This window comes from Sphingobium sp. PAMC28499, assembly GCF_004795815.1.
Taxonomy (GTDB): domain Bacteria; phylum Pseudomonadota; class Alphaproteobacteria; order Sphingomonadales; family Sphingomonadaceae; genus Sphingobium; species Sphingobium yanoikuyae.
Window position 1 is genome coordinate 64,843 of record NZ_CP039248.1, and the last position, 23,729, is coordinate 88,571.

The 23,729-nt window shown below is 62.6% G+C and carries 34 protein-coding genes; 3 read left to right on the forward strand and 31 right to left on the reverse strand.

All coding sequences use genetic code 11. The features are described from left to right. Positions 1 to 58: 58 nt before the first annotated feature. Both E5554_RS00290 and E5554_RS00295 read right to left on the reverse strand, forming a co-directional pair. Positions 59 to 742 (reverse strand): hypothetical protein, encoded by a 684-nt coding sequence (locus tag E5554_RS00290; protein ID WP_010337301.1) that lies wholly within the window; start codon positions 740 to 742, stop codon positions 59 to 61. Positions 743 to 967: 225 nt separating this feature from the next. Then, positions 968 to 1,354, reverse strand: a complete 387-nt coding sequence (locus E5554_RS00295; protein ID WP_037510835.1) for a PH domain-containing protein — start codon at positions 1,352 to 1,354, stop codon at positions 968 to 970. Positions 1,355 to 1,498: 144 nt separating this feature from the next. Here E5554_RS00295 and E5554_RS00300 point away from each other — a divergent pair, with 144 nt between their 5' ends. Continuing rightward, positions 1,499 to 2,056: a nuclease gene (locus tag E5554_RS00300; RefSeq protein WP_136185637.1), complete on the forward strand. Its 558-nt coding sequence runs from the start codon at positions 1,499 to 1,501 to the stop codon at positions 2,054 to 2,056. A 134-nt stretch (positions 2,057 to 2,190) separates the two neighbouring features. Further along, positions 2,191 to 3,234, forward strand: a complete 1,044-nt coding sequence (locus E5554_RS00305; protein WP_136185638.1) for an acyltransferase — start codon at positions 2,191 to 2,193, stop codon at positions 3,232 to 3,234. A gap of 33 nt (positions 3,235 to 3,267) precedes the next feature. Here the strand turns inward: E5554_RS00305 and E5554_RS00310 are convergent, their stop codons facing one another. Then, positions 3,268 to 4,041: a CsgG/HfaB family protein gene (locus tag E5554_RS00310; RefSeq protein WP_017499622.1), complete on the reverse strand. Its 774-nt coding sequence runs from the start codon at positions 4,039 to 4,041 to the stop codon at positions 3,268 to 3,270. A 195-nt stretch (positions 4,042 to 4,236) separates the two neighbouring features. Between E5554_RS00310 and lepA the strand changes: the two genes are divergently transcribed. After that, on the forward strand, positions 4,237 to 6,042 hold the full coding sequence (gene lepA, locus E5554_RS00315) for a translation elongation factor 4 (protein WP_010337296.1): 1,806 nt from the start codon (positions 4,237 to 4,239) through the stop codon (positions 6,040 to 6,042). Positions 6,043 to 6,114: 72 nt separating this feature from the next. Here the strand turns inward: lepA and E5554_RS00320 are convergent, their stop codons facing one another. The 28 genes from E5554_RS00320 to rpsL all read right to left on the reverse strand — a co-directional run bounded on the left by E5554_RS00320 (position 6,115) and on the right by rpsL (position 23,657). Beyond that, positions 6,115 to 6,666 (reverse strand): ATPase, encoded by a 552-nt coding sequence (locus tag E5554_RS00320; RefSeq protein ID WP_136185639.1) that lies wholly within the window; start codon positions 6,664 to 6,666, stop codon positions 6,115 to 6,117. Positions 6,667 to 6,704: 38 nt separating this feature from the next. Beyond that, complete coding sequence (locus E5554_RS00325; protein ID WP_004208699.1) at positions 6,705 to 7,361, reverse strand: adenylate kinase; 657 nt, start codon at positions 7,359 to 7,361, stop codon at positions 6,705 to 6,707. Positions 7,362 to 7,407: 46 nt separating this feature from the next. Beyond that, entirely contained in the window at positions 7,408 to 8,754 is a 1,347-nt protein-coding gene (secY, locus tag E5554_RS00330) for a preprotein translocase subunit SecY (RefSeq protein WP_004208701.1), read from the reverse strand. Positions 8,755 to 8,949: 195 nt separating this feature from the next. After that, a complete protein-coding gene (rplO, locus tag E5554_RS00335; RefSeq protein ID WP_004208702.1) occupies positions 8,950 to 9,480 on the reverse strand; it encodes a 50S ribosomal protein L15 in 531 nt (176 codons plus the stop codon). Between the two features lie 136 nt (positions 9,481 to 9,616). Further along, entirely contained in the window at positions 9,617 to 9,796 is a 180-nt protein-coding gene (gene rpmD, locus E5554_RS00340; protein ID WP_010337294.1) for a 50S ribosomal protein L30, read from the reverse strand. 5 nt (positions 9,797 to 9,801) lie between these two features. Next, positions 9,802 to 10,512, reverse strand: a complete 711-nt coding sequence (gene rpsE / locus E5554_RS00345) for a 30S ribosomal protein S5 (RefSeq protein WP_004208704.1) — start codon at positions 10,510 to 10,512, stop codon at positions 9,802 to 9,804. 2 nt (positions 10,513 to 10,514) lie between these two features. Then, a complete protein-coding gene (gene rplR, locus E5554_RS00350) occupies positions 10,515 to 10,880 on the reverse strand; it encodes a 50S ribosomal protein L18 (RefSeq protein ID WP_004208705.1) in 366 nt (121 codons plus the stop codon). A 1-nt stretch (position 10,881) separates the two neighbouring features. Next, complete coding sequence (gene rplF, locus E5554_RS00355) at positions 10,882 to 11,415, reverse strand: 50S ribosomal protein L6 (RefSeq protein ID WP_136185640.1); 534 nt, start codon at positions 11,413 to 11,415, stop codon at positions 10,882 to 10,884. Next, positions 11,415 to 11,810 carry a 30S ribosomal protein S8 gene (gene rpsH, locus E5554_RS00360; RefSeq protein WP_004208707.1) on the reverse strand — a complete coding sequence of 132 codons (396 nt, stop codon included), beginning with the start codon at positions 11,808 to 11,810 and terminating at the stop codon, positions 11,415 to 11,417. Before rpsH ends, rplF begins: the two co-directional genes overlap by 1 nt. 12 nt (positions 11,811 to 11,822) lie before the next feature. Continuing rightward, positions 11,823 to 12,128, reverse strand: coding sequence for a 30S ribosomal protein S14 (gene rpsN, locus E5554_RS00365; protein WP_004208708.1), 306 nt, complete (start codon positions 12,126 to 12,128; stop codon positions 11,823 to 11,825). Positions 12,129 to 12,178: 50 nt separating this feature from the next. Continuing rightward, a complete protein-coding gene (gene rplE / locus E5554_RS00370; protein WP_004208709.1) occupies positions 12,179 to 12,751 on the reverse strand; it encodes a 50S ribosomal protein L5 in 573 nt (190 codons plus the stop codon). Beyond that, on the reverse strand, positions 12,751 to 13,062 hold the full coding sequence (rplX, locus tag E5554_RS00375; protein WP_004208710.1) for a 50S ribosomal protein L24: 312 nt from the start codon (positions 13,060 to 13,062) through the stop codon (positions 12,751 to 12,753). The genes rplE and rplX overlap by 1 nt, the downstream gene beginning before the upstream one ends. Next, positions 13,062 to 13,430 (reverse strand): 50S ribosomal protein L14, encoded by a 369-nt coding sequence (rplN, locus tag E5554_RS00380; protein ID WP_004208712.1) that lies wholly within the window; start codon positions 13,428 to 13,430, stop codon positions 13,062 to 13,064. Before rplN ends, rplX begins: the two co-directional genes overlap by 1 nt. Before the next feature lie 168 nt (positions 13,431 to 13,598). Beyond that, on the reverse strand, positions 13,599 to 13,862 hold the full coding sequence (rpsQ, locus tag E5554_RS00385; protein WP_136185641.1) for a 30S ribosomal protein S17: 264 nt from the start codon (positions 13,860 to 13,862) through the stop codon (positions 13,599 to 13,601). Positions 13,863 to 13,874: 12 nt separating this feature from the next. Then, positions 13,875 to 14,078 (reverse strand): 50S ribosomal protein L29, encoded by a 204-nt coding sequence (gene rpmC, locus E5554_RS00390; protein WP_004208714.1) that lies wholly within the window; start codon positions 14,076 to 14,078, stop codon positions 13,875 to 13,877. Between the two features lie 3 nt (positions 14,079 to 14,081). Next, a complete protein-coding gene (gene rplP / locus E5554_RS00395) occupies positions 14,082 to 14,513 on the reverse strand; it encodes a 50S ribosomal protein L16 (protein WP_004208715.1) in 432 nt (143 codons plus the stop codon). A gap of 21 nt (positions 14,514 to 14,534) precedes the next feature. Next, positions 14,535 to 15,230: a 30S ribosomal protein S3 gene (rpsC, locus tag E5554_RS00400; RefSeq protein WP_004208716.1), complete on the reverse strand. Its 696-nt coding sequence runs from the start codon at positions 15,228 to 15,230 to the stop codon at positions 14,535 to 14,537. Between the two features lie 4 nt (positions 15,231 to 15,234). Further along, positions 15,235 to 15,621, reverse strand: coding sequence for a 50S ribosomal protein L22 (rplV, locus tag E5554_RS00405; RefSeq protein WP_004208717.1), 387 nt, complete (start codon positions 15,619 to 15,621; stop codon positions 15,235 to 15,237). Continuing rightward, positions 15,621 to 15,899, reverse strand: coding sequence for a 30S ribosomal protein S19 (gene rpsS, locus E5554_RS00410; RefSeq protein WP_004208718.1), 279 nt, complete (start codon positions 15,897 to 15,899; stop codon positions 15,621 to 15,623). The genes rplV and rpsS overlap by 1 nt, the downstream gene beginning before the upstream one ends. 5 nt (positions 15,900 to 15,904) lie before the next feature. Further along, complete coding sequence (gene rplB, locus E5554_RS00415) at positions 15,905 to 16,741, reverse strand: 50S ribosomal protein L2 (protein ID WP_004208720.1); 837 nt, start codon at positions 16,739 to 16,741, stop codon at positions 15,905 to 15,907. Between the two features lie 10 nt (positions 16,742 to 16,751). After that, complete coding sequence (locus E5554_RS00420) at positions 16,752 to 17,066, reverse strand: 50S ribosomal protein L23 (protein WP_004208721.1); 315 nt, start codon at positions 17,064 to 17,066, stop codon at positions 16,752 to 16,754. Beyond that, positions 17,059 to 17,682 carry a 50S ribosomal protein L4 gene (gene rplD, locus E5554_RS00425; protein ID WP_004208722.1) on the reverse strand — a complete coding sequence of 208 codons (624 nt, stop codon included), beginning with the start codon at positions 17,680 to 17,682 and terminating at the stop codon, positions 17,059 to 17,061. The genes E5554_RS00420 and rplD overlap by 8 nt, the downstream gene beginning before the upstream one ends. Positions 17,683 to 17,685: 3 nt before the next feature. After that, complete coding sequence (gene rplC, locus E5554_RS00430; protein ID WP_004208723.1) at positions 17,686 to 18,438, reverse strand: 50S ribosomal protein L3; 753 nt, start codon at positions 18,436 to 18,438, stop codon at positions 17,686 to 17,688. Positions 18,439 to 18,725: 287 nt separating this feature from the next. Then, the gene (gene rpsJ, locus E5554_RS00435) at positions 18,726 to 19,034 is read right to left on the reverse strand and encodes a 30S ribosomal protein S10 (protein WP_004208724.1); all 309 of its coding nucleotides are present in this window, start codon (positions 19,032 to 19,034) and stop codon (positions 18,726 to 18,728) included. 207 nt (positions 19,035 to 19,241) lie between these two features. After that, positions 19,242 to 20,432 carry an elongation factor Tu gene (tuf, locus tag E5554_RS00440; RefSeq protein ID WP_004208725.1) on the reverse strand — a complete coding sequence of 397 codons (1,191 nt, stop codon included), beginning with the start codon at positions 20,430 to 20,432 and terminating at the stop codon, positions 19,242 to 19,244. Between the two features lie 137 nt (positions 20,433 to 20,569). Beyond that, positions 20,570 to 22,642: an elongation factor G gene (fusA, locus tag E5554_RS00445; protein ID WP_004208726.1), complete on the reverse strand. Its 2,073-nt coding sequence runs from the start codon at positions 22,640 to 22,642 to the stop codon at positions 20,570 to 20,572. 157 nt (positions 22,643 to 22,799) lie between these two features. Continuing rightward, positions 22,800 to 23,270 carry a 30S ribosomal protein S7 gene (rpsG, locus tag E5554_RS00450; protein ID WP_004208727.1) on the reverse strand — a complete coding sequence of 157 codons (471 nt, stop codon included), beginning with the start codon at positions 23,268 to 23,270 and terminating at the stop codon, positions 22,800 to 22,802. Between the two features lie 15 nt (positions 23,271 to 23,285). Then, the gene (gene rpsL, locus E5554_RS00455) at positions 23,286 to 23,657 is read right to left on the reverse strand and encodes a 30S ribosomal protein S12 (protein ID WP_004208728.1); all 372 of its coding nucleotides are present in this window, start codon (positions 23,655 to 23,657) and stop codon (positions 23,286 to 23,288) included. Positions 23,658 to 23,729: the final 72 nt, after the last annotated feature.

Consider the following 23,729-nt stretch of genomic DNA (forward strand, 5'->3'; position numbering starts at 1 on the left):
TGACTCAATCCGCAATAGCTGCAATCGGGAACCCGGATAGCGCCCCGAAAGGCGCCGTCTACAGTTCCAGGCCGATCAGCGTGCCGCTGCCGATCCGGTCGACATAGCGCTTGCCATCGACCTCCAGCCAGTCCGGCGTCACTTCCAACCGGCGCCCGTTGATCGTGGTCCGCAGATGCTCGACCGCAAGCCGGTTGCGCGCAACGATACGCAAAACGCACAATCCGTCGCCCCGCGCCGCCATCATCGAATAGCGGTCGCCACGCAACAGGAAATGCCAGCTGCCGTCATGCGGCTTCCATTCATTGCCATCGATCACCTGCATCGGCGTGCCGTCGGCTGCGCCCAGCCTGACGCTGATCCGCGTCGCCCCCATGGATCGGCGCGGCGGCGCGAAGATCAGGATCGGCTCGCCATCCAGGGTGATGGGAATCGGCGTATCGCGCAGCATCCGCGACCCACCGACGATCAATTGCGGCAATTCGTTGGAGAAAGGCAGGCGATCGCGCGCGAAGTGGCGCTGGCGTACCACCGGATTGGCATGGAAGCTGTGGACCTGATTCGCGGTCAGCCGCCCTTCCTCCACCAGCCCGTGACAGGTCGGGCAGAGCAGCGTCGCCCCCGGCCCGTCTGGCAGCCCCAGATAACGATAGATGGTCACCCCGCAGCGCACGCAGGCAAAGCCGCAGGACTGCCGAATCTCGGCCCGCTGATCGGCCGTCAGTTCCGGCAACAGCGGCATTACGCGCAAACCCACCATCAAGGCGCCCCCTTTTTCCCGCCGTCCGCCTGATGCGGATCGACGTTGCTTGTTCCTGGCGTCCTCGTGCGGGTGGAAAGCTCTGCCGGCCCCTGGGCTCCTATTGGTTAAAATAAATGCGCCCAAGTCAAGGGCCTAGACATTATGTTCGACAAGAAAATGGCGGATTTCGTGCGCTTTCCGTGCGCGCCGCCCCTGCCCGACCGCTCAGCGCTGGGGCAGCAGGTCCAGGTTGCGGGCCGCCGCTATCGCCCGAATCCGGCCCGGTCGCGGCATATTGCGGATCGCGATTTCCGCTACGTCACCGGCGCTGAACAGCTCGACATTGCCGACGTCGAACAGCCGCTGGCCGAAGGTCTGCGTGATCCGTACGCTGCGGATGCTGGACAGCGCAATCTCGGTCCGCTGCTTGGCCAGCAAGCCACGCTCCAGCAGCACCTCGCGCTCGCTCAGCGCCAGCCGCTCGCCCTTGTGCATCACCCACCACACGCCGATCGCCAGGATGCCAACCACGGAAACCAGCAGCAGCAGGAATAGGAAGGGATGCGCCCGGACCATCGCCGGATGCTCGTCATATAGCCATGCTTCGCTCACGCCGCCTCCTTCGTCTGGCTTCCGCGGTTTTTCACCATGCCCCCGGCGCGGCGTCAAGGCGCCGTCCGCCGCACGCCCACCCTTCATGGTTAACCAAAAATTTCCCAATATTTACTAGCGATGGCCTCCGATTGGGGATGAATCATGGCCTATAGCCTGCATGATATTGGTGACGAAGACCGGGACCGGTCGGACCATTGGCTGAATGACAAGCAGGATCAGCGCCGCGCCATCGTGCCGCTGCGCCTCATCCTCATCGCCCTGTTGATGGGGGCGCTACTTCTGGTCCTGATGCGCCATGTGCTGCCCGCGTCGACGACGGCTTCGGCGCCATCCGTCGACGCGCCCGCCACCATATCCACCCGTTTTGCCGCCTGTGACGATCTGGACGGCCAGGCCTGTGTCCTCGCCACCGACGCCTATGCCTATCAAGGGCGTCGCTACCATCTCGCCGACATCAGCGCGCCGCGACTCGAAGGCGCTGCCTGCCCGCAGGAAGCCGCGCTTGCCCGCGCCGGCCGCACCGCGCTGCAGGGCATGCTGAACGGCGGCAGCTTCGAAGCCCATGCCGATACCGCCGACAGTGATCCGACCGCCCGCATCCTGCTCCGTGATGGTGTCTCGCTGGGCCAACTCCTCATCCTCAAACGCTATGCCCGCCCCTGGTCGGCCAAGCCAATCGACTGGTGTGCGGCCGGCTAAGACCGCTATCCCGCAAGGAGGCAAAGGCGGGACGTTCCAGATTGGGACCGACAGCGCCCGTATCCGCCATTTGCGCATTGCGCGTTAACCAAGAAAATATCCCATTCATTGCTCCATCATTGCTATGAAGCATCATGGTCGAAACGAAGCCGAAACGGACAAGGCTGACGGAGCTGGACGCGTTGCGCGGGATCGGCGCCTTGTGCGTGCTGGTCTTCCATTATTCGACCCGCTTCCATGAGTTGTTCCCGCAGGCCAGCCATGTGCCCTTCAGCTTCCCCGGCGGCAATTACCGCGTGCTGCTGTTCTTCACCATTTCGGGCTTTGCGATCTTCTTCACGCTGGATCGGATCGGCACGGTCGCCGACTTCATCGTCAACCGCTTCGCCCGCCTCTACCCCGCCTATCTGGTGGCGATGCTGGTGACGCTGTCGATCGAATATCTGGCCCAGGCGACCCAGTTGCTGGTCGGCCCCTTTGCGATTCTCGCCAATCTGACGATGCTCCAGGGCTTTGCCTTCATTCCCGAAGTGGACGGCGCCTATTGGACCCTGACGGTGGAGATCGCCTTCTATTTCTGCATGGTCTCGATCTGGAAATGGATCGGCCTGCGGCATCTGGAACCGACGCTGGTGGTCTGGCTGATCCTGCGCTGGGTGATGCAGCTCTGGCCCGACATCGTGCCCAAACGGGTCGTGATGCTGCTGGTGCTGCGCTACACGCCCTTCTTCATCATCGGCATGCTGGCCTACCGCATCTGGGCGGGACAGCGCAGCTGGCAGCAGCAGGCGCCCTATGCCGCGCTGGCCCTGCTGTCGATCGCGACCATGGAAACATGGGACGTGACGATTGTCGGCCTGGTGCTGATGGCGACCTTCGCAGCGCTGATCCGCAACCATCTGCGCTTCCTGGCGATCCGGCCGCTCGTCTGGATGGGCGGGATCAGCTACAGCTTCTACCTGATCCACCAGCATGTCGGTTTCGTCGTCATGCTGGAAATCGCCAGGGCCGGCTATAGCCCCTGGATCGGCTTTGCCGCCGCCTTCCTGGTCGCGCTGACACTTGGCACGCTGATCAACCGCCTTGTCGAGCGACCGGCGGGAGAGATCATCCTGCGCTGGTGGAAGAAGCGGCGACGGGCGCCCGGCCCGCTCGCGGAAATCGCGCCGAGCGGATGAGGGCGCTGCCGCAGCGGCAGCGCCCCCTTGCCATCAGGGCTGCGCGACCGGCGCGGCTGCCGCCGCATTTTCGGGCAGGCCGCCCAGTTGCGTCACCAGTTTCGTGTAGGCGTCGAGATAGGCGAGCACGATCACCTGGCCGATCTCGGTATTCTGATAGCCGCCGCCACCGGCGCCAGCAAAGCCGCCCCACCAGCTCGACCCGCCACTGGCGTTGAAGCTCAGGTCAGACTTGCGGGCATAGCCTTCGGTCAGCGCCTCTTCCTCGGTGGTGCGGGCATTGACGACCGAGAGGGTGACATTGGCCTCGCTCTTCTTGACGTTGATACCACCGGCGATCCGGCCCCAGGTGCTGCCCCCCATGAAGCCGCCGAGCACGCCGCCCAGCGAATTGCCGCCGCTGTTGCGGTTGGAAGAGACGATGTCCGGCTCCAGGAAATAATCCGCCGCCTTCACCTGGCCACGGCCCAGATTGCTGTTCGCCTGCAATTCGCCATTGTCGGCCATGGCGCGTTCCATGTTGCGGCTCGCCATCGACCGGCCACGATTGACCAGGCCGAAGCAGCCCGACTGCTGCACGAAGATCTTCAGGATCGCCTCGGGGCTGCCCAGATTGAGTTCGCGCCACCACTGATTGTCGGGCTCTACGATCGCGACGGTGCCAAGGCGGCGGGTGCAGCGCGGGATTTCCGCCTGCTTTCGCGACTGTTCCTGACGGGCCGACGAACCCTTTTCGGCAGCCATCGCCATCGGCGCGGCCGAACCAAGGCAGACCGCAGCCGCAGTCAGCATCTTCAATACACGCATTTTCAAAAACCCCGTTTCCTGTCTGGTCGAGAGAAATTGGTGCGCCCCGGATATTTTTCTGGAACGTAACACAGCCGCAAGGGGCTTCCAAGCAAAGGGGGTTAATGACGATGCTTGTCATCGCACGGCAATTTCGCATGCCATGCACTACGCGATCCTGCTGACAGCGCCCGCAACTGCTGCTATCGGGCGCCGATGACCGACCTGTCCCATATCCGAAACTTTTCGATCATTGCGCATATCGACCATGGCAAGTCGACGCTGGCCGATCGCCTGATCCAGCGCACCGGCGGCCTGACCGACCGTGAGATGAGCGCGCAAGTCCTTGATAACATGGACATCGAGAAGGAGCGTGGGATCACCATCAAGGCGCAGACCGTGCGCCTGGACTATACCGCCAAGAATGGCGAGACCTATGAGCTCAATCTCATGGACACGCCGGGTCATGTCGACTTCGCCTATGAAGTGTCGCGGAGTCTTGCCGCATGCGAGGGCGCGCTGCTGGTCGTCGACGCCGCGCAGGGCGTGGAGGCGCAGACGCTAGCCAACGTCTATCAGTCGATCGAGCATGATCATGAGATCGTGCCGGTGCTGAACAAGATCGACCTGCCCGCCGCCGAGCCGGAAAAGGTGCGCGCGGAAATCGAGGAAGTGATCGGCCTCGACGCGTCGGAAGCGGTGCTGGCCAGCGCCAAGTCGGGCATCGGCATCGACGATATCCTGGAAGCGATCGTCACCAAGATCCCGCCGCCCAAGGGCGATCGCAATGCGCCGCTGGAAGCGATGCTGGTCGACAGCTGGTACGACCCCTATCTGGGCGTCGTCATCCTGGTGCGCGTTGTCAACGGCGTCATCAAGAAGGGCCAGGCGATCAAGTTCATGATCGGCGGCACCGAGCACCTGATCGACCGCGTCGGCTGCATGCGCCCCAAGATCGAGGCGCTGCCAGAACTCGCCGCCGGCGAAATCGGCTTCATCACCGCCCAGATCAAGGAAATCGCCCAGACCCGCGTCGGCGATACCATCACCACGGTCAAGAATGGCGCGGCCAAGCCGCTGCCGGGCTTCAAGGAAGTGCAGCCGGTGGTCTTCTGTGGCCTGTTCCCGGTCGATGCCAACGACTTTGAGAAGCTGCGCGAGTCGATCTCGAAGCTGCGCCTCAACGATGCCAGCTTCTCGTTCGAGATGGAAACCTCGGCCGCGCTCGGCTTCGGCTTCCGTTGCGGTTTCCTGGGCCTGCTGCATCTGGAAATCATCCAGGAGCGGCTGAGCCGCGAATATGATCTGGACCTGATCACCACGGCGCCGTCGGTCGTCTATGACATGCACATGAAGGATGGTCGCACCCTTCACCTGCACAACCCGGCGGACATGCCCGATCCCAATCATATCGAGATGATCGAGGAGCCCTGGATCGAGGCGGTGATCTACTGCCCCGACGAATATCTCGGTTCGATCCTGAAGCTGTGCCAGGACCGTCGCGGCATCCAGAAGAACCTCACCTATGTCGGTGGCCGCGCCCAGGTGACCTATGAACTGCCACTCAACGAAGTGGTGTTCGACTTCTATGATCGCCTTAAAAGCATCAGCCGTGGCTATGCCAGCTTCGACTATCATCAGATCGGCACGCGCGAGGGCGACCTCGTCAAGATGAGCATCCTCGTCAACAACGAGCCGGTCGATGCGCTGTCGATGATCGTCCACCGCAGCGCCGCCGAAGCGCGCGGCCGCCACATGTGCGAGCGGCTCAAGGATCTGATCCCGCGCCACCTGTTCAAGATCCCGATCCAGGCGGCGATCGGCGGCAAGGTGATCGCGCGCGAGACGATCGCGGCGATGCGCAAGGACGTCACGGCGAAATGCTATGGCGGCGACATCACCCGCAAGAAGAAGCTGCTGGAGAAGCAGAAGGAAGGCAAGAAGCGGATGCGCGAATATGGCAGCGTCCAGATTCCGCAGGAAGCCTTCATCGCCGCCCTGCGCATGGGCGACGAGAATTGAGCATCATCCATCGGGGTGGAGGCCATCGGACTTCCACCCCGATTTGCTATTGCCTGCCGGCGCAGTCGCGCGTCAGCCCTTGTTGCCTACCGCCCGTTTATACCCGTCGAGCTGCTCCACCAGCACCTTGTCGACGATCGGCGCAATCGGCGCCAGGCCACCGCGCATATAACCGCCCACCGAATAGGTCAGCGTCACACGGCTGCCGCCCGGCGCGGCCGCAATGGCGAAGTCCAGCACGCCGGTCACCGCTTCGCTCTGGAGCGGCCCCAGAGCCCCGCTCAGCCGCAATCGCTGGCCCGGCGCGGCATAGATGACCCGCGCATGTTCGATACTGCCAAAGGCCCCCTTTCCGTTCTTGTCAGGAAGGGTCTCGCAGAAGCAGCCGCCGGCCTTCGCCTCCAGCACCATGTTGCGCGCATCGCCGCTATAGGTGTGGGCGCTGTTCCACCAGCGCCCCGGCTCTGCCAGCAGCGCATAGGCCGCGTCGGGCGCCATAGCCACGTCCACGCTCGCCTGCACGACAAAGCCGGCATCGCTGCTGGCAACCACCCCACCCTGTCCGGGCGCGGCCGCCAGCGCCATGCCGGCGCCTGTCAGTATCGATCTGATTGGATAGGCCATGTTCCCTCCCCGCCTTGTCGCCGGGGAGGGAGAATAGCTCAGGCCGGAACGCCGTCCAAGATGGCGACGATCGCGCCGCTGACATCGTTCATGTCGGCCATGCCGTCGACGCGGCTGACGATGCCGCGCGCTTCGTAGATCGGCAGGATCGGTGCGGTCTTGGCGCGATATTCGGCCATGCGGGTGCGCACCGTTTCCTCATTGTCGTCGGGACGACGCTTGAACTCGTGCCCGCCGCACTTGTCGCACGTACCCTCGACCTTGGGCTGCTTGAAGACATCATGATAGCCTTCGCCGCAGGTCGCGCAGGTGAAGCGGCCGGTGATGCGCTCGACCAGCGCATCCTCGTCCACTTCCAGCTCGATCACATGATCGAGCGTGCGGCCGCGATCGGCCAGGATGGTGTCGAGCGAATGGGCCTGCGCCTCGGTCCGCGGATAACCGTCGAAGATCACACCGGTATCGGCCGCCAGCGCATCAAGCGCTTCGCCGATGATACCCGAGACAACCTCGTCCGGCACCAGCGAACCCGATTCCATCAGCGCCTTGGCCTGAAGGCCGACCGGAGTCCCCGCCTTGACCGCAGCCCGCAGCATGTCGCCGGTCGACAGCTGAACCATGCCACGGCTGTCGACGAGCCGCGTGGCCTGGGTGCCCTTGCCGGCACCCGGAGGACCAAGCAGAATGATATTCATTGCGCGCATTCTCCCCTTGTACTTGCGCTTGCCTGTCTGCGCCCCCTTAGCGCAGACGGCCCTTCAGCTTCGCCTTCTTGATCAGATCCCCATATTGATGGGCAAGCAGATGGCTCTGGATCTGGGTCACGGTATCGACCGTAACATTGACGACGATCAGCAGGCTAGTCCCACCAAGGTAGAAGGGAATTCCCGCCCGGGCGATGGCAAATTCCGGCACCAGACAGATGAAGGCCAGGTAGGCGGCACCGATCACGGTGATCCGGGTCAGGACATAATCGAGATAATTCTCGGTATTCTTGCCCGGACGGATGCCCGGAATGAAACCGCCATTGCGCTTCAGATTGTCGGCCGTCTCTTCCGGATTGAACACCACGGCGGTGTAGAAGAAGCAGAAGAAGACGATGCCCAGGCCATAAAGGCCCATATAGAAGGGGCTGCCGTGCGACAGATACTGGTTGATGGTCAGCACGATGCTGCTCCAGCGGCTGTCATCGTCCGCCTTCACGCCCATGAACTGCGAGATGGTAAGCGGCAGCAGCAGCAGCGAGCTGGCGAAGATCGGCGGGATCACGCCGGCGGTGTTGACCTTCAGCGGCAGGTGGCTGCGATCGGCCTGCATCAGGCCCTGGCGCGTCTGGCGCTTGGGATACTGGATCAGCACCCGGCGCTGCGCCCGTTCCATGAAGCAGATGAAGGCAATCAGACCAAAGCCCAGCACCACGACCAGGAAGATGACCAGGCCCGAGATCGAGCCTTCGCTGCCCGACTTGAACAGGTTGCTCAGCGTCACCGGCAGCTGCGCGACGATACCGGCCATGATGATCAGCGAGGTGCCGTTGCCGATGCCGCGCGAGGTGATCTGCTCACCCAGCCACAGCAGGAACATGGTGCCGCCGATCAGCGAGATGATCGCCGAGACGACGAACAGCATGCCGGGGTCCACGACCACGCCCTGCGCCTGCCAGTTGGCGGCGGCGGCATAGCCCTGCACGGCGGTCAGGCCGACGGTGCCATAGCGGGTATATTGGTTCAGCTTCTTGCGGCCGCTCTCGCCTTCCTTCTTGATCGCCGCGAGCTGCGGCGAGAGGGAGGCGGCCAGCTGCACCACGATCGACGCGGTGATATAGGGCATGATGCCGAGCGTGATGAGGCTCGCGCGCGACAATGCACCACCCGAGAAGGTGTTGAAGATGTCGAGGATGCCACCGGCCGACTTCTGCGACCAGGCCGCGAGCGCGGTGGGATCGATACCCGGCAGCGGCACGAAGCTGAGGAAGCGGAAGACGATCAGCGCGCCGAGGGTGAACCACAGGCGCTTCTTGAGGTCGGTCGCCTGGCTGAACTTCGCGAGGCTGAGATTGGATGCGAGCTGGTCGGCTCTCGATGCCATTGTGGCTGCCCTTCAAATCATTCTTGCCGGAGCCATCGGGCTCCGTGGCGGAATCGCTACCCCCTTAGCGGGGCGGGAAGACCATGTCGAACGGGAGTTGCCGCCGTTGCGACGAACATATGCTCCCCCCGATACACATAGCCCCGCCAACCCATATCGGGCAGCGGGGCCGTGCTTGCAAGTCTCGGGCGAGACTTAGGCCTTGGCGGCCTTCTTGGCGGCAAGGGCGGTGCCCTTCTTCGCCTTGGCCTTCTCGGCTGCCGGGACGACTTCGATCACGTCCAGCTTGCCACCGGCCTTCGCGACCGCTTCGACGGCGCTCTTCGAGGCACCGGCGACCAGGAAGCTGACCTTGGCGGTCAGCTCGCCCTTGGCGAGAACGCGGACGCCATCCTTGCCACCACGGGCCAGGTTGGCTGCCTTCAGAGCGGCATGGTCGATGACGGCAGCGGCGTCCAGCTTGCCGGCGTCGATCGCGGCCTGCACTTCACCCAGGTTCACGATCGCATAATCGTTGGCGAAGATGTTGTTGAAGCCGCGCTTCGGGATGCGCATGTGGAGCGGCATCTGGCCACCCTCGAAGCCGTTGATGCTGACGCCCGAGCGTGCCTTGGCACCCTTCTGGCCGCGACCGGCGGTCTTGCCCTTGCCCGAGCCGATACCGCGGCCGACGCGCATACGGCCCTTGCGGGCACCGGCATTGTCGTTGATTTCGTTCAGTTTCATGTTCGCACTCGCTTTCGCTTTTGTCGCGCTGATCCCGTGCGGGATCATCTAAAGGAAGCGCCCGTTAGCGCTTCCGCTGAAAAAACGAAAGAGGGGTTTCCCCCTCTTTCGCTTCATTTCGTCGGATCGAAAGGGCTTAGCCTTCGACCACTTCCACCATGTGGGGGAGCTTCTTGATGGCACCGCGGACTTCCGCCGTGTCTTCCAGCTCGACCACGCGATGCATCTTGCCAAGGCCCAGGCCGATCAGAATCTTCTTCTGGCTTTCGGGGCGACGGATCGGCGAACCGATCTGCTTGATCTTGATCTTCGCCATGTCAGTTACTCCGCAATCGCTTCGGCGTCAGCCTGCGCGACTTCGGCCGAGGCACCACCGCGACGCAGAAGGTCAGCGACCTTCTTGCCACGACGCTGCGCCACCGACTTGGGGCTGGTCTGCTCGCCCAGCGCCGCGAAGGTCGCACGGATCATGTTGTAGGGGTTCGAGGTGCCGTTCGACTTGGTCACGACGTCAGCGACGCCGAGGCTTTCGAACACGGCGCGCATCGGACCGCCGGCGATGATGCCGGTACCGGCCGGAGCCGAACGGACAGTCACCTTGCCAGCACCGAAGTGGCCGAGGCCGTCATGGTGCAGGGTGCGGCCTTCCTTCAGCGGAACGCGAACCATGGCCTTCTTGGCCGAAGCGGTCGCCTTGCTGATGGCTTCAGGCACTTCGCGCGCCTTGCCATGACCGAAACCGGCGCGGCCCTTGCCGTCGCCGACGACGACCAGAGCAGCGAAACCGAAGCGCTTACCGCCCTTGACGGTCTTCGAGACGCGGTTGATGTGAACCAGCTTCTCGATCAGCTCTTCGCCCTGTTCCTCGTCACGGTTGCCGCCACGGCGGTCGTCGCGACGGCCACGGCCGCCACGCTCGCCACGGTTGCGGTCACCGCCACGGCCACGGCCACGGCCGGGACCACGACCTTCGGTCTGAGCCTCGGCACCCTCGACGGGCGCGACGACTTCGTTGGTGTTTTCGTCAGCCATGATCAGAACTCCAGCCCGCCTTCACGGGCGGCATCGGCCAGCGCCTTGACGCGGCCATGGAACAGGAAGCCACCGCGGTCGAACACGACCTTGGTGACGCCGGCCGCCGTAGCAGCGGCAGCGACGCGCTTGCCGACATCGGCAGCGGCTTCGGAAGAGGCGCCGGTCTTGCCCAGAGCCTTCGAGCCAACATCCTTGTCCAGGGTCGAAGCGGCGGCGACGGTGGTACCGGCGACGTCGTCGATGATCTGGGCGTAGATGTGACGGCCCGAACGATGGACGCTGAGGCGCGGGCGGGTGCCCGAAACAGCCTTGAGCGCGGTGCGAACGCGGCGACGACGCCGCGCGAAGAGGGAAAGCTTAGCCATCTTACTTCTTCTTCCCTTCCTTGCGGAAGATGAATTCGCCGGCGTACTTGATACCCTTGCCCTTATAGGGTTCGGGCTTGCGCCAGCGGCGGATCTCGGCGGCGACCTGGCCTACCTGCTGCTTGTCGATGCCGCTGATCTCGACCGTGGTGTTATCCGGGGTCTTGATCTCGATGTCTTCCGGAATCTCGAAATCGACGTCGTGGCTGTAGCCGAGCTGCAACTTCAGGGTCTTGCCCTGCGAGTTGGCACGGTAGCCGACACCGGTGATCAGCAGCTTCTTCGAGAAGCCCTGGGTCACGCCGGTGATCAGGTTCTGGATCAGGGTACGCTGCATGCCCCAGAAAGCGCGCGCGCGCTTGCCGTTGTTGGCGGGCTTTACAGCGATGCTGCCTTCTTCGACGGTGTAGGTCACTTCGTCGGCCAGCGGCATGGCGAGGGTGCCCTTGGGCCCCTTCACCGACAGCTGACCGTCAGCGATCGACGCGGTCACGCCCGCAGGCACGGTGACCGGCTTCTTGCCAGTGCGGCTCATCAGAACACCTCCGCCAGCACTTCGCCGCCGACATTCTGTTCACGCGCTTCGGCGTCGGACAGAACGCCCTTGGGCGTCGAGACAATGGTGATGCCCAGGCCGTTGCGGATCACCGGCAGTTCCTTGGAACCGGAATAGACGCGGCGACCAGGCTTGGACACGCGGGCAACATGCTTGATCGCAGGCTGGCCCTCGAAATACTTCAGCTCGATGCGCAGGCCGGGGTGATTGCCGAGGGTTTCCTCGGAATAACCACGGATATAGCCTTCGCGCTGCAGCACGTCGAGCACGCGGGCACGGAGCTTGCTGGCGGGGGACACAACGCTGTCCTTCTTCGCCTGCTGCCCGTTACGGATGCGGGTGAGCATATCACCCAGGGGATCGGTCAATGCCATCTCAAATGATCCTTACCAGCTCGACTTGGTGACGCCGGGGATCAGGCCCTTGTTGGCCAGATCACGCAGCTGCACGCGGCAGAGACGGAATTTGCGGTAGTAAGCGCGCGGGCGGCCCGTCAGTTCGCAGCGGTTGCGAATGCGGGTCGGGTTGCCGTTGCGGGGGACTTCCGCCATCTTCAGACGCGCAATCAGACGCTCGGTGTCGTCGAGAGCGGTATCGGCTGCGATCGCCTTGAGCTTCGCATAGCGGCCGGCATACTTCTTCACCAGCTTCTTGCGGCGCTCGTTCTTGTTGATCGAACTCAGTTTCGCCATGACTTAAGTTCTCTTCCTTAGCTTAAGCGTTGGGAGAGAAGCGGGGCCTGTTAGGCCGCCTGCTTCTCTTCAATCGGGAAGGGGAAGCCGAAGAGGCGCAGCAGTTCGCGCGCTTCGTCGTCAGTCTTCGCCGTGGTGGTCACGATGATGTCCATGCCACGCACCTTGTCGATGCGGTCATAGTTGATCTCGGGGAAGATGATCTGCTCCTTGATGCCGAAGGCATAGTTGCCACGGCCGTCGAAGCTCTTCGGGTTGAGACCACGGAAGTCGCGCACGCGCGGCAGGGCAATGTTGATCAGGCGATCAAGGAATTCATACATGCGCTCGCGGCGCAGCGTGACCTTGGCACCGATCGGCATGCCTTCACGCAGCTTGAACTGCGCGATCGACTTCTTCGCCTTGGTGATGACCGGCTTCTGGCCGGCGATCAGTTCCATTTCCTCGGCGGCCGAAGTGACCTTCTTCTTGTCCTGCGTGGCTTCACCGACGCCCATGTTGAGCGTGATCTTCTCGATCTTCGGGATTTCCATCACATTCTTGTAGCCGAACTTCTCGACCATCGCCTTCACGATGGCGTCGTCGTAGATCGACTTCGAGCGCGGAATATACTTGTCGGCCATTACAGCACCTCACCGGACTTGACGGCGACGCGGACCTTCTTGCCGTCGCGGTCCTCGAAACGGACGCGGGTCGGCTTGCCATCCTTGTCGGCGACAGCGACGTTCGAAATGTGCATCGGGGCCGGCTTGCGGTCGATGCCACCCTGCGGGTTCGACTGGTCGGGCTTGCGATGCTTCGCATGCACGTTGATGCCTTCGACCAGGACCTTGTCGTCCTTGGGCATCACCTGGAGGACGGCGCCGGTACGGCCCTTGTCCTTGCCAGCCAGGACGACAACCTTGTCGCCCTTCTTGATCTTAGCAGCGCTCATTACAGCACCTCGGGAGCGAGCGAGATGATCTTCATGTGCTTCTTGGCGCGCAGCTCGCGAACGACCGGGCCAAAGATACGGGTGCCGATCGGCTCCTCGTTCTTGTTGATAAGCACAGCGGCATTGCCGTCGAAGCGAATCACGCTGCCATCAGCGCGACGCACGTCCTTGGCGGTGCGCACGATGACGGCGCGATGCACGTCACCCTTCTTCACCTTACCGCGCGGAGCAGCTTCCTTGACGGAGACGACAATGATGTCGCCCACGCCGGCGAAACGCCGCTTCGAGCCGCCCAGCACCTTGATGCACTGGACGCGCTTGGCGCCGCTGTTGTCCGCGACGTCAAGATTGGATTGCATCTGGATCATGGATCCGGTTCCTTCTTATTTGGCCTACCGGGACTATCCCGGCGGTTCCGAATTTCGTGAGTCGACCCGGTGAATCGAAATGCACGAAGCGCGGGCCTGTACCTCCTCCCGAAGGAAAAGGCCAGCCCCGCGTCCGAACTTTTTCGACTCTAGAGTCGGTGACTGCCCTTAGGCCGCCGATTCCGGCGACTTGTGGGTGTCCACACGCTCGACGACCTTCCAGGTCTTGAGCTTGGAAATCGGAGCGGTCTCTTCGATACGGACCGTTTCGCCTTCCTTGTAGACATTGCCCTCGTCATGGGCATGGTACTTCTTCGACCGGCGGATGATCTTGCCGTAGAGCGCATGCTTAACCTTGCGCTCCACGCGAACCACCACCGTCTTGTCGGTCTTGTCGGAAACCACCGTTCCCGTCAGCACGCGCTTGGGCATCGTGTGTTTCCTTTACTTCGCGGCCGAGCGCGAACGCTCGGTCTGCAGGGTCTTGATCTGCGCGATCGAACGACGGACTTCACGAACGCGGCTGGGCTTTTCCAGCTGGTTGGTGGCCGCCTGGAAACGCAGATTGAACTGCTCGCGCTTCAGGTTGTTCAGCTCGGTCGACAGCTCGTCGTCCGACTTGGTCTTGAGGTCTGCAACGTTGGCCACAGCTTAACCCTCCAGGTGCGAGGTGTCGCCGAGGCGGGCAACGACCTTCGTCTTGATGGGCAGCTTCATCGCGGCGCGCGAGAAGGCCTCTGCTGCGAGCGGACCGGGAACGCCGTCCAGTTCGAACAGGATACGGCCGGGAGCGACGCGAGCCGCCCAATATTCGACCGAACCCTTGCCCTTGCCCTGGCGGACTTCAGCCGGCTTCTTGGTGACCGGAACGTCGGGGAACACGCGGATCCACAGACGACCCTGACGGCGCAGGTGGCGCTGGATCGCGCGGCGAGCCGCTTCGATCTGGCGCGCGGTGATCCGCTCGGGCTCCAGAGCCTTGAGACCATAGGCGCCGAAGTTCAGCGCAGTGCCGCCCTTCGCATCGCCCTTGATCCGACCCTTGAAGGTCTTGCGGAACTTCATCTTCTTCGGTTGCAGCATGACGCTATTACCTTCTTATTCTCAGCGCGCCGGGCGCACGCCGGAGGTCTGAGCCTCCAGCATCAGCCGGTCGGTAGCCATCGGATCATGGCCGAGGATCTCGCCCTTGAAGATCCAGACCTTGATGCCGCAAACGCCATAGGCGGTGTGCGCCGTGGCTTCGGCATAGTCGACGTTCGCACGCAGGGTGTGCAGCGGAACGCGGCCTTCACGATACCATTCGACACGCGCGATCTCCGCGCCGCCCAGACGGCCGCCGCAGGTGATCTTGATGCCTTCGGCGCCCAGACGGAGAGCCGACTGCACCGCACGCTTCATGGCGCGACGGAAGGCAACGCGGCGTTCCAGCTGGTCGGCGATGCCCTGTGCGACGAGCTTCGAATCGATTTCCGGCTTGCGGATTTCGACGATGTTCAGCGACACGTCCGACGAGGTGAAGGCACCCAGCTTCTTGCGAAGCTTTTCGATGTCTGCACCCTTCTTGCCGATGATGACACCGGGACGGGCAGCGTAGATCGACACGCGGCACAGCTTGGCCGGACGCTCGATCACGACCTTCGAGATCGCGGCCTGCGGCAGGTTCTTCATGATGTACTGGCGGATCTTGAGATCTTCCAGCAGCAGGCGACCATAGTCGGCGCCTTCGGCGAACCAGCGGCTGTCCCAGGTACGGTTGATCTGCAGACGCAGACCGATCGGGTTGCTCTTGTGACCCATGTGCTTACGCCTCCGCTTCTTCGCCAGCTTCACGCACGACGATGCGCACGCGGCTGAAGGGCTTGAGGATCCGGGTCGACTTGCCGCGGCCGCGAGCGTGGAAGCGCTTCAGGGTGAAGCTCTTGCCCACCGATGCTTCCGCGACGACCAGGGCGTCGACGTCCAGATTGTGGTTGTTTTCCGCATTGGCGATGGCCGAAGCCAGCACCTTGCGCACGTCGACAGCCATCGCCTTCTTCGAGAAGGCGAGGATGTTGAGCGCGTCCTCGACCTTGCGGCCGCGGATCAGCGTGGCGACCAGGTTCAGCTTCTGGGCCGAACCACGGATCTGCGTGCCGACGGCGAGCGCTTCATTGTCGGCGACGCGACGGGGAGCCTTTTCCTTGCTCATTAGCGCTTGCCCTTCTTGTCGGCAGCGTGACCGGGGAAGAAGCGGGTCGGAGCGAATTCGCCCAGCTTGTGACCCACCATATCCTCGTTCACGAGAACCGGAACATGCTTGCGGCCGTTATAGACGTTGAACGTCAGGCCAACGAACTGCGGCAGGATGGTCGAACGGCGCGACCAGGTCTTGATCGGACCCGAGCGGCCATTGCTTTCCTGCGCGACTTCCGCCTTCTTCAGAAGGCTGAGGTCCACGAACGGACCTTTCCAGACGGAACGAGCCATCTCGCTTACCTCTTCTTCTTCGCGTGGCGGCTACGGATGATGAACTTGTCCGTTGCCTTGTTGTGACGGGTGCGCGCACCCTTGGTCGGCTTGCCCCACGGGGTGACCGGGTGACGGCCGCCCGAGGTCCGGCCTTCACCACCACCATGCGGGTGATCGACCGGGTTCTTCGCAACACCGCGCGTCAGAGGACGGATGCCGTTCCAACGGTTGCGGCCAGCCTTGGCAAGGTTGGTGTTGCCATTGTCGGGGTTCGACACGGCGCCAACGGTGCCCATGCAGTCCGAACGGATGTAGCGCTGCTCACCCGACGACAGACGCACCATGACCATGCCACGGTCGCGACCGACCAGCTGGGCATAGGTGCCTGCCGAACGGCAGAGCTGCGCGCCCTTGCCCGGCTTCATTTCGATGTTGTGGATGATCGTGCCGACCGGCATCTGACCCAGTTCCATCGCATTGCCCGGCTTCACGTCGGTCTTCTTGCCCGCGATGACCTTGTCACCGGGCGCCAGACGCTGCGGCGCAATGATGTACGCCTGCGTGCCGTCGGGATAGTTGACCAGCGCGATGAAGGCGGTGCGGTTGGGGTCATATTCCAGACGCTCGACCGTACCTTCAACGTCCCACAGGCGACGCTTGAAGTCGATGATACGATAGCGCTGCTTGTGACCGCCACCGATACCACGCGAAGTGACATGGCCCTTGTTGTTACGACCACCGGTCTTGCGCTTGCCTTCGGTCAGCGCCTTGACGGGCTTGCCCTTGTGCAGGCTCGACTTGTCGACGAGGATCAGGCCGCGCTGGGCCGGGCTCGTCGGATTATAGTGCTTGAGTGCCATCTATCTCGCCTCAAATACCGGTGGTGACGTCGATGGACTGACCTTCGGCCAGCGTGACGATCGCCTTCTTCACGTCGTTGCGCTTGTAGGGCTTGCCCTTCCAGCGCTTGACCTTGCCCTTCTGCACCAGCGTGTTGACCGCCTTGACGGTCACGCCGAACAGCGCCTCGACGGCAGCCTTGATCTCAGGCTTCGATGCGTCGTTGGCGACCTGGAAAACAACGGCGTTGTTTTCCGAGAGAAGGGTCGACTTCTCGGTGATGACCGGCGCGACAACGACGTCGAAGTGACGGTTGTCCACGGTCGCGGCTTCTTTCTTAGCCATTGAAACGGGCCTCCAGCTTTTCGACCGCGGCGCGGGTGAGCACCAGCGAGTCGGCCTTCAGGATGTCGTAGACGTTGGCACCAACGGCCGGCAGCAGGTTGACGCCGACGATGTTGGCCGAAGCCTTGGCGAAGCTGACGTTCACGGCGTCGCCGTCGATGAACAGAACCTTGTTCAGGTTCAGCTTGGCCAGGTTGGCGACCAGCGCCTTGGTCTTGCCTTCGGCAACGTCGAGATTGTCGAGAATGATCAGCGAACCATCCTTGACCTTCGACGACAGCGCCATCTTCAGACCCAGCGCGCGAACCTTCTTGTTCAGCGAGGGGTTGAAGTCGCGAACGCGGGCACCGTGAGCCTTACCACCGCCGATGAAGACGGGAGCGCGGCGATCGCCGTGACGAGCGGTACCGCCGCCCTTCTGGCGACCGAACTTCTTGCCGGTGCGAGCGACATCCGAACGCTCGCGCGTGCCGCGGGCAGTGCCACGACGCTTTTCGAGCTGCCAGGTGACGACGCGGTGCAGAATGTCGGCGCGGGGCTCGAGGCCGAAAACGGCATCGTTGAGCTCCAGCTCACCGGCAGCTGCGGCGTCGAGGGTCTGTACATTGACCTTCATGGTTTAGCCCTCCTGGCCTTCGGTCGCTTCGGGAGCGGCCGCTTCCGCGGGCGTCTCGGCCGGCGCGGCATTGCTGTTTGCAGCCTGCTTCAGGCTGGCGGGATAGGGCGCGTCGGCGTGACGGGGAACCTTCACGGCGTCGCTGACGGTCAGCCAGGTGCCCTTGGCGCCCGGAACCGAACCCTTGACGAACAGCAGACCACGCTCGACGTCCGTGCGGACGATCTCGAGATTCTGCTGGGTCCGCTCACGATCACCCATGTGGCCGGCCATCTTCTTGTTCTTGAAGACGCGGCCCGGATCCTGACGGTTACCGGTCGAACCATGCGCACGGTGGCTGATCGACACGCCGTGGGTGGCGCGCATACCGCCGAAGCCCCAGCGCTTCATAGCACCGGCAAAGCCCTTACCCTGGGTGTGACCGGCAACGTCGACCAGCTGGCCAGCGACGAAGTGGTCGGCGGCGATTTCGGCGCCGACGTCGAGGAGCGCATCCTCGGCGACGCGGAATTCAACCAGACGCGCCTTCGGTTCAACTTCCGCCTTGGCGAAGTGACCGCGCTGCGGCTTGGCGACATTCTTGGCCTTGGCAACGCCAGCGCCCAGCTGAAGGGCGACATAACCGTCGCGCTCGACTTCCTTACGTGCGACGACCTGCGTACCCTCAAGGCTGAGGACCGTGACGGGGACGTGACGTCCGTCGTCCTGGAACAGGCGGGTCATCCCGACTTTCTTAGCGATCACGCCAGTGCGCATCACTGATTACTCCCATAGAGGCCCGCCATAGCAGCGGGCGTATCCAACGAAAAAACCGCTCAGCATCTCTGCTTCGCGGCCCAACCCAATGTATAGATCACCCCGTCCGGGTTGGATGCCGATCCCTCTCGGGAAAGGCGACGGGGGACCAGGACCACGCGCCTTGGCCGGTTCACCGGCGGGCCGTGCGGTATCCCTTGTGTCGTTTGAGCTTCCGCCTCTCCAGAGAAGAGGAACAGAATACCCGATACCCCGCCTACCTTGCGGAAGGCGGGGACTTGCCGACCTTAGGCCAGCTTGATTTCGACGTTCACGCCGGCAGCCAGGTCCAGCTTCATCAGCGCGTCGACCGTCTGCGGCGTCGGCTGCACAATGTCAAGCATACGCTTGTAGGTGCGGACTTCGAACTGCTCGCGCGACTTCTTGTCGATGTGCGGACCACGGTTGACCGTGAACTTTTCGATGCGCGTCGGAAGAGGAATCGGACCGCGAATGAGGGCGCCGGTGCGGCGGGCGGTTTCGGCGATGTCGCCGGTCGCCTGATCGAGCACGCGATGATCGAACGCCTTGAGGCGAATGCGGATGTTGCTGTCCATTGTTCCTGTACCGATGCGAAAGAGCCAATAACCAGCGCATTTTCATGAATCAGCCGGAGCAGCCGTTGATTTACAAAAACACGCCAACAAAAAAATATCCGCCCCGTTTTGCCCTTCTAGCTCATTCGAGCCGGAGAAAGGCGATCCGGGGCGGGTAAAAAACTTCAGCGGCGCGAATCGGGCGATTCGCGCCGCTGCGGTCCTATATTACTTCGAGATCGTGCCGACAACCCCTGCGCCGACGGTACGACCGCCTTCACGGATGGCGAAGCGCAGACCCGAGTCCATGGCGATCGGAGCGATCAGCTTGACGCCGAGCTTCACGTTGTCGCCAGGCATGACCATCTCGGTGCCCTCGGGGAGGATCACTTCGCCGGTCACGTCGGTGGTGCGGAAGTAGAACTGCGGACGATAGTTCGCGAAGAACGGGGTGTGACGGCCGCCTTCTTCCTTCGACAGCACGTAGACTTCGGCGTCGAATTCGGTGTGCGGGGTGACCGAGCCGGGCTTGGCCAGAACCTGACCACGCTCAACTTCTTCACGGCCCACGCCACGGATCAGCGCACCGATGTTGTCGCCGGCCTGACCCTGGTCGAGCAGCTTGCGGAACATTTCGACGCCGGTGACGGTGGTCTTCTTGGTGGGCTTGATGCCGACGATTTCGACTTCTTCACCAACCTTGACGATGCCGGTTTCGACGCGGCCGGTCACGACGGTACCACGACCCGAGATCGAGAACACGTCTTCGATCGGCATCAGGAAGGGCTTGTCGACCGGACGGTCGGGCTGCGGGATCCAGCTGTCAACGGCAGCCATCAGCTTCAGAACGGCGTCGTGGCCGATTTCCGGGGTCTTGTCCTGCAGGGCAGCGACAGCCGAACCGGCGATGACGGGGATGTTGTCGCCGTCGAAGTCGTACGAGCTCAGCAGTTCGCGGATTTCCAGCTCGACCAGCTCGAGGATTTCGGCGTCGTCGACCAGGTCAACCTTGTTCATGAACACGACGAGCTGCGGCACGCCGACCTGCTTGGCGAGCAGGATGTGCTCACGGGTCTGCGGCATCGGGCCGTCGGTGGCCGAAACGACCAGGATCGCGCCGTCCATCTGGGCGGCACCGGTGATCATGTTCTTGACGTAGTCAGCGTGACCCGGGCAGTCGACGTGCGCGTAGTGACGGGCTTCGGTCTCATACTCGACGTGGGCGGTCGAGATGGTGATGCCGCGCTCGCGCTCTTCGGGAGCCTTGTCGATGTTGTCGTACGAGGTAAAGGTCGCACCACCGGTTTCGGCGAGAACCTTGGTGATCGCCGCGGTCAGCGAGGTCTTACCATGGTCAACGTGACCGATGGTGCCGATGTTGCAGTGCGGCTTATTCCGCTCAAACTTAGCCTTAGCCATTTTATCCTACCTTCTAATCAAAATCAGCTTGGGTCTGACCGCTCGGCCGCGCCTCGCGAAGGCGCGTCCATAGCAGCATATTCACAGATTACCAGCCCCTATCCGAGCCGATTGCACGGCCCGGACAGGGAAACTCGTCAGGCCATCTTCGCCTTGACTTCGTCCGCAACATTCTGCGGCACTTCGTCATAGTGCGAGAAGATCATCGAGTAGTTCGCGCGGCCCTGGGTGAAGGAACGCAGCGAGTTCACATAGCCGAACATGTTGGCCAGCGGGACCATCGCCTCGACCACCTGCGCGTTGCCGCGCGTATCGGTGCCCTGGATCTGGCCACGACGGCTGTTCATGTCGCCGATGACGTCGCCCAGATATTCTTCCGGGGTCACGACTTCGACCTTCATGACCGGCTCGAGCAGGGTGATGCCCGACTTCTGCGCCGCTTCGCGCATCGCGGCGCGGCCGGTGATTTCGAACGCCAGCGCCGACGAGTCGACGTCATGGTACGCACCGTCATAGAGCAGCACTTCGAAGTCGATGATCGGGAAGCCGATCAGCGAACCGGTGGCAGCGGTTTCGCGCATGCCCTTTTCGATCGCGGGGATATATTCCTTGGGAATGTTACCGCCCTTGATCTCGTCCTTGAAGACGAAGCCCGAACCACGCTCGCCGGGGGTCAGCTTGACCTTGATACGGCCGAACTGACCGGTACCGCCCGACTGCTTCTTGTGGGTGTAGTCGACGTCGACGGCCTTCTTGAGATATTCGCGATAGGCCACCTGCGGCGCACCGACATTCGCCTCGACCTTGAACTCGCGCTTCATGCGGTCGACCAGGATTTCGAGGTGAAGTTCGCCCATGCCCTTGATGATGGTCTGGCCCGATTCGTGATCGGTCGAGACGCGGAACGAGGGATCTTCGGCGGCCAGGCGGTTGAGGGCGACGCCCATCTTTTCCTGGTCGGCCTTGGTCTTGGGTTCCACCGACAGTTCGATGACCGGCTCGGGGAATTCCATCCGCTCCAGGATGATCGGCTGGCGCTCGGCGCACAGCGTATCACCGGTGGTGGTTTCCTTCATGCCGGCCAGCGCGACGATGTCGCCGGCATAGGCGGTGTCGATGTCTTCACGGCTGTTCGCATGCATGAGGAGCATACGGCCGATCTTTTCCTTCTTGTCCTTCACCGAGTTCAGGTAGGTGCCCTTGGTCAGGGTGCCCGAATAGATGCGCAGGAAGGTCAGCGAGCCGACGAACGGGTCGTTCATGATCTTGAACGCCAGGCCCGAGAAGGGTGCGTCGTCCGAGGTCGGACGGCTGTCGGGGGTTTCGCCGTCCATCTTGACGCCCTGGACGTCTTCGATGTCGAGCGGGCTCGGCAGATAGTCGACGACGGCGTCGAGCAGCGGCTGAACGCCCTTGTTCTTGAACGCCGAACCGCACAGCACCGGCACGAAGGCGTGACCCAGCGTACCCTTGCGGATCAGCTTCTTGAGGGTCGCGGTGTCGGGCAGATTGCCTTCCAGATAGGCTTCCATCGCGGCATCGTCCTGCTCGACGGCAAGCTCGATCAGCTTTTCGCGATATTCGGCAGCCTTGTCGGCGAGGTCGGCCGGAATTTCTTCATAGTAGAATTCGGCGCCCAGGCTCTCATCCTTCCAGATGATCGCGCGGTTCTCGACCAGGTCGACCAGGCCCTTGAAGTCCGACTCTGCGCCGATGGGCAGATACAGGACGGCCGGGGTCGCGCCCAGACGGTCGATGATCGTCTGCACGCAATAATAGAAGTCGGCACCGGTGCGGTCGAGCTTGTTGATGAAGCACATCCGCGGAACCTTGTACTTGTCCGCCTGGCGCCACACGGTTTCCGACTGCGGCTCAACGCCGGCAACGCCGTCGAACGCGGCAACCGCACCGTCGAGCACGCGCAGCGAGCGTTCGACTTCGATGGTGAAGTCGACGTGGCCGGGGGTGTCGATGATGTTCAGGCGGTGGTCGTTCCAGATGCAGGTCGTTGCAGCCGAGGTGATGGTGATACCACGCTCCTGCTCCTGCTCCATCCAGTCCATGGTCGCGGCGCCGTCATGGACTTCGCCGATCTTGTAGGACTTGCCGGTGTAGTAAAGGATACGCTCGGTCGTGGTGGTCTTGCCGGCGTCGATATGCGCCATGATACCGAAATTGCGATAGCGTTCGAGCGGATGGCTGCGGGCCATGATGCTTCTCCGTTGCCGGCGCGCCGGCGGTTGGGGATTCGTTAATTCTGCGCGTGGCCCCTAAACCAATCCGTTCGCCATGGGTAGCCACCCACGGCGAACGGACCGATTTTGGAAACCAAATAACAAGGCGGGCACATAAGCGCCCGCCCTGCTGTTACCAGCGGTAGTGCGAGAAGGCGCGGTTCGCTTCCGCCATGCGGTGCGTATCTTCGCGCTTCTTGACGGCATTGCCGCGGTTGTTGGCAGCGTCCAGCAACTCACCCGACAGACGGGCGGCCATGGTGGTTTCGCTGCGGTTGCGCGAAGCCGTGATCAGCCAGCGGATCGCCAGCGCCTGGGCGCGCTCGGGGCGCACTTCGACGGGGACCTGGTAAGTCGCACCGCCGACGCGGCGGCTGCGGACTTCGATGCCGGGCTTCACATTGTTCAGCGCGTCATGGAACATGCCGATCGGGTCCTTCTTGGACTTCGCTTCGACAGTATCGAGCGCACCGTAAACGATGGACTCGGCGACGGCCTTCTTGCCGTCCTGCATGATGCTGTTCATGAACTTCGACAGCACGATATCACCGAACTTGGGATCCGGCAGGATAACGCGCTTTTCGGGGCGACGACGACGTGACATATTACTGTTCTCCCCTTACTTCGGACGCTTGGCGCCGTACTTCGAACGGCTCTGCTTGCGATCCTTGACGCCCTGGGTATCCAGAACGCCGCGAAGAACGTGATAGCGCACGCCCGGAAGATCTCGCACACGGCCGCCACGGATCAGCACGACGCTGTGTTCCTGGAGGTTGTGGCCTTCACCCGGGATGTAGGTGATGACTTCGCGCTGGTTGACCAGACGCACCTTCGCCACCTTACGGAGAGCCGAGTTCGGCTTCTTCGGGGTCGTCGTGTAGACGCGGGTGCAAACGCCACGCTTCTGCGGGTTCGCATCCATCGCAGGGACCTTGGACTTGGTCTTCTGCAGTTCGCGGCCCTTACGGACCAGCTGGTTGATTGTTGGCATGAAGCCCTTCACCTTTTCAGTTACTTTACCGGACGCCACCTGCGTTCCTGACCGGCCGGAATCACGAAAATT

Coding starts and splice junctions, on each gene's coding strand:
- E5554_RS00290 (WP_010337301.1), bottom strand. CDS start 742: ATGCCGCTGTTGCCGGAACTGACGGCCGATCAGCGGGCCGAGATTCGG.
- E5554_RS00300 (WP_136185637.1), top strand. CDS start 1,499: ATGGCCTATAGCCTGCATGATATTGGTGACGAAGACCGGGACCGGTCG.
- E5554_RS00305 (WP_136185638.1), top strand. CDS start 2,191: ATGGTCGAAACGAAGCCGAAACGGACAAGGCTGACGGAGCTGGACGCG.
- E5554_RS00310 (WP_017499622.1), bottom strand. CDS start 4,041: ATGCGTGTATTGAAGATGCTGACTGCGGCTGCGGTCTGCCTTGGTTCG.
- lepA (WP_010337296.1), top strand. CDS start 4,237: ATGACCGACCTGTCCCATATCCGAAACTTTTCGATCATTGCGCATATC.
- E5554_RS00320 (WP_136185639.1), bottom strand. CDS start 6,666: ATGGCCTATCCAATCAGATCGATACTGACAGGCGCCGGCATGGCGCTG.
- E5554_RS00325 (WP_004208699.1), bottom strand. CDS start 7,361: ATGAATATCATTCTGCTTGGTCCTCCGGGTGCCGGCAAGGGCACCCAG.
- secY (WP_004208701.1), bottom strand. CDS start 8,754: ATGGCATCGAGAGCCGACCAGCTCGCATCCAATCTCAGCCTCGCGAAG.
- rplO (WP_004208702.1), bottom strand. CDS start 9,480: ATGAAACTGAACGAAATCAACGACAATGCCGGTGCCCGCAAGGGCCGT.
- rpmD (WP_010337294.1), bottom strand. CDS start 9,796: ATGGCGAAGATCAAGATCAAGCAGATCGGTTCGCCGATCCGTCGCCCC.
- rpsE (WP_004208704.1), bottom strand. CDS start 10,512: ATGGCTGACGAAAACACCAACGAAGTCGTCGCGCCCGTCGAGGGTGCC.
- rplR (WP_004208705.1), bottom strand. CDS start 10,880: ATGGCTAAGCTTTCCCTCTTCGCGCGGCGTCGTCGCCGCGTTCGCACC.
- rplF (WP_136185640.1), bottom strand. CDS start 11,415: ATGAGCCGCACTGGCAAGAAGCCGGTCACCGTGCCTGCGGGCGTGACC.
- rpsH (WP_004208707.1), bottom strand. CDS start 11,810: ATGGCATTGACCGATCCCCTGGGTGATATGCTCACCCGCATCCGTAAC.
- rpsN (WP_004208708.1), bottom strand. CDS start 12,128: ATGGCGAAACTGAGTTCGATCAACAAGAACGAGCGCCGCAAGAAGCTG.
- rplE (WP_004208709.1), bottom strand. CDS start 12,751: ATGGCCGACAAGTATATTCCGCGCTCGAAGTCGATCTACGACGACGCC.
- rplX (WP_004208710.1), bottom strand. CDS start 13,062: ATGAGCGCTGCTAAGATCAAGAAGGGCGACAAGGTTGTCGTCCTGGCT.
- rplN (WP_004208712.1), bottom strand. CDS start 13,430: ATGATCCAGATGCAATCCAATCTTGACGTCGCGGACAACAGCGGCGCC.
- rpsQ (WP_136185641.1), bottom strand. CDS start 13,862: ATGCCCAAGCGCGTGCTGACGGGAACGGTGGTTTCCGACAAGACCGAC.
- rplP (WP_004208715.1), bottom strand. CDS start 14,513: ATGCTGCAACCGAAGAAGATGAAGTTCCGCAAGACCTTCAAGGGTCGG.
- rpsC (WP_004208716.1), bottom strand. CDS start 15,230: ATGGGTCACAAGAGCAACCCGATCGGTCTGCGTCTGCAGATCAACCGT.
- rplV (WP_004208717.1), bottom strand. CDS start 15,621: ATGAGCAAGGAAAAGGCTCCCCGTCGCGTCGCCGACAATGAAGCGCTC.
- rpsS (WP_004208718.1), bottom strand. CDS start 15,899: ATGGCTCGTTCCGTCTGGAAAGGTCCGTTCGTGGACCTCAGCCTTCTG.
- rplB (WP_004208720.1), bottom strand. CDS start 16,741: ATGGCACTCAAGCACTATAATCCGACGAGCCCGGCCCAGCGCGGCCTG.
- E5554_RS00420 (WP_004208721.1), bottom strand. CDS start 17,066: ATGGCTAAGAAAGAAGCCGCGACCGTGGACAACCGTCACTTCGACGTC.
- rplD (WP_004208722.1), bottom strand. CDS start 17,682: ATGAAGGTCAATGTACAGACCCTCGACGCCGCAGCTGCCGGTGAGCTG.
- rplC (WP_004208723.1), bottom strand. CDS start 18,438: ATGCGCACTGGCGTGATCGCTAAGAAAGTCGGGATGACCCGCCTGTTC.
- rpsJ (WP_004208724.1), bottom strand. CDS start 19,034: ATGGACAGCAACATCCGCATTCGCCTCAAGGCGTTCGATCATCGCGTG.
- tuf (WP_004208725.1), bottom strand. CDS start 20,432: ATGGCTAAGGCTAAGTTTGAGCGGAATAAGCCGCACTGCAACATCGGC.
- fusA (WP_004208726.1), bottom strand. CDS start 22,642: ATGGCCCGCAGCCATCCGCTCGAACGCTATCGCAATTTCGGTATCATG.
- rpsG (WP_004208727.1), bottom strand. CDS start 23,270: ATGTCACGTCGTCGTCGCCCCGAAAAGCGCGTTATCCTGCCGGATCCC.
- rpsL (WP_004208728.1), bottom strand. CDS start 23,657: ATGCCAACAATCAACCAGCTGGTCCGTAAGGGCCGCGAACTGCAGAAG.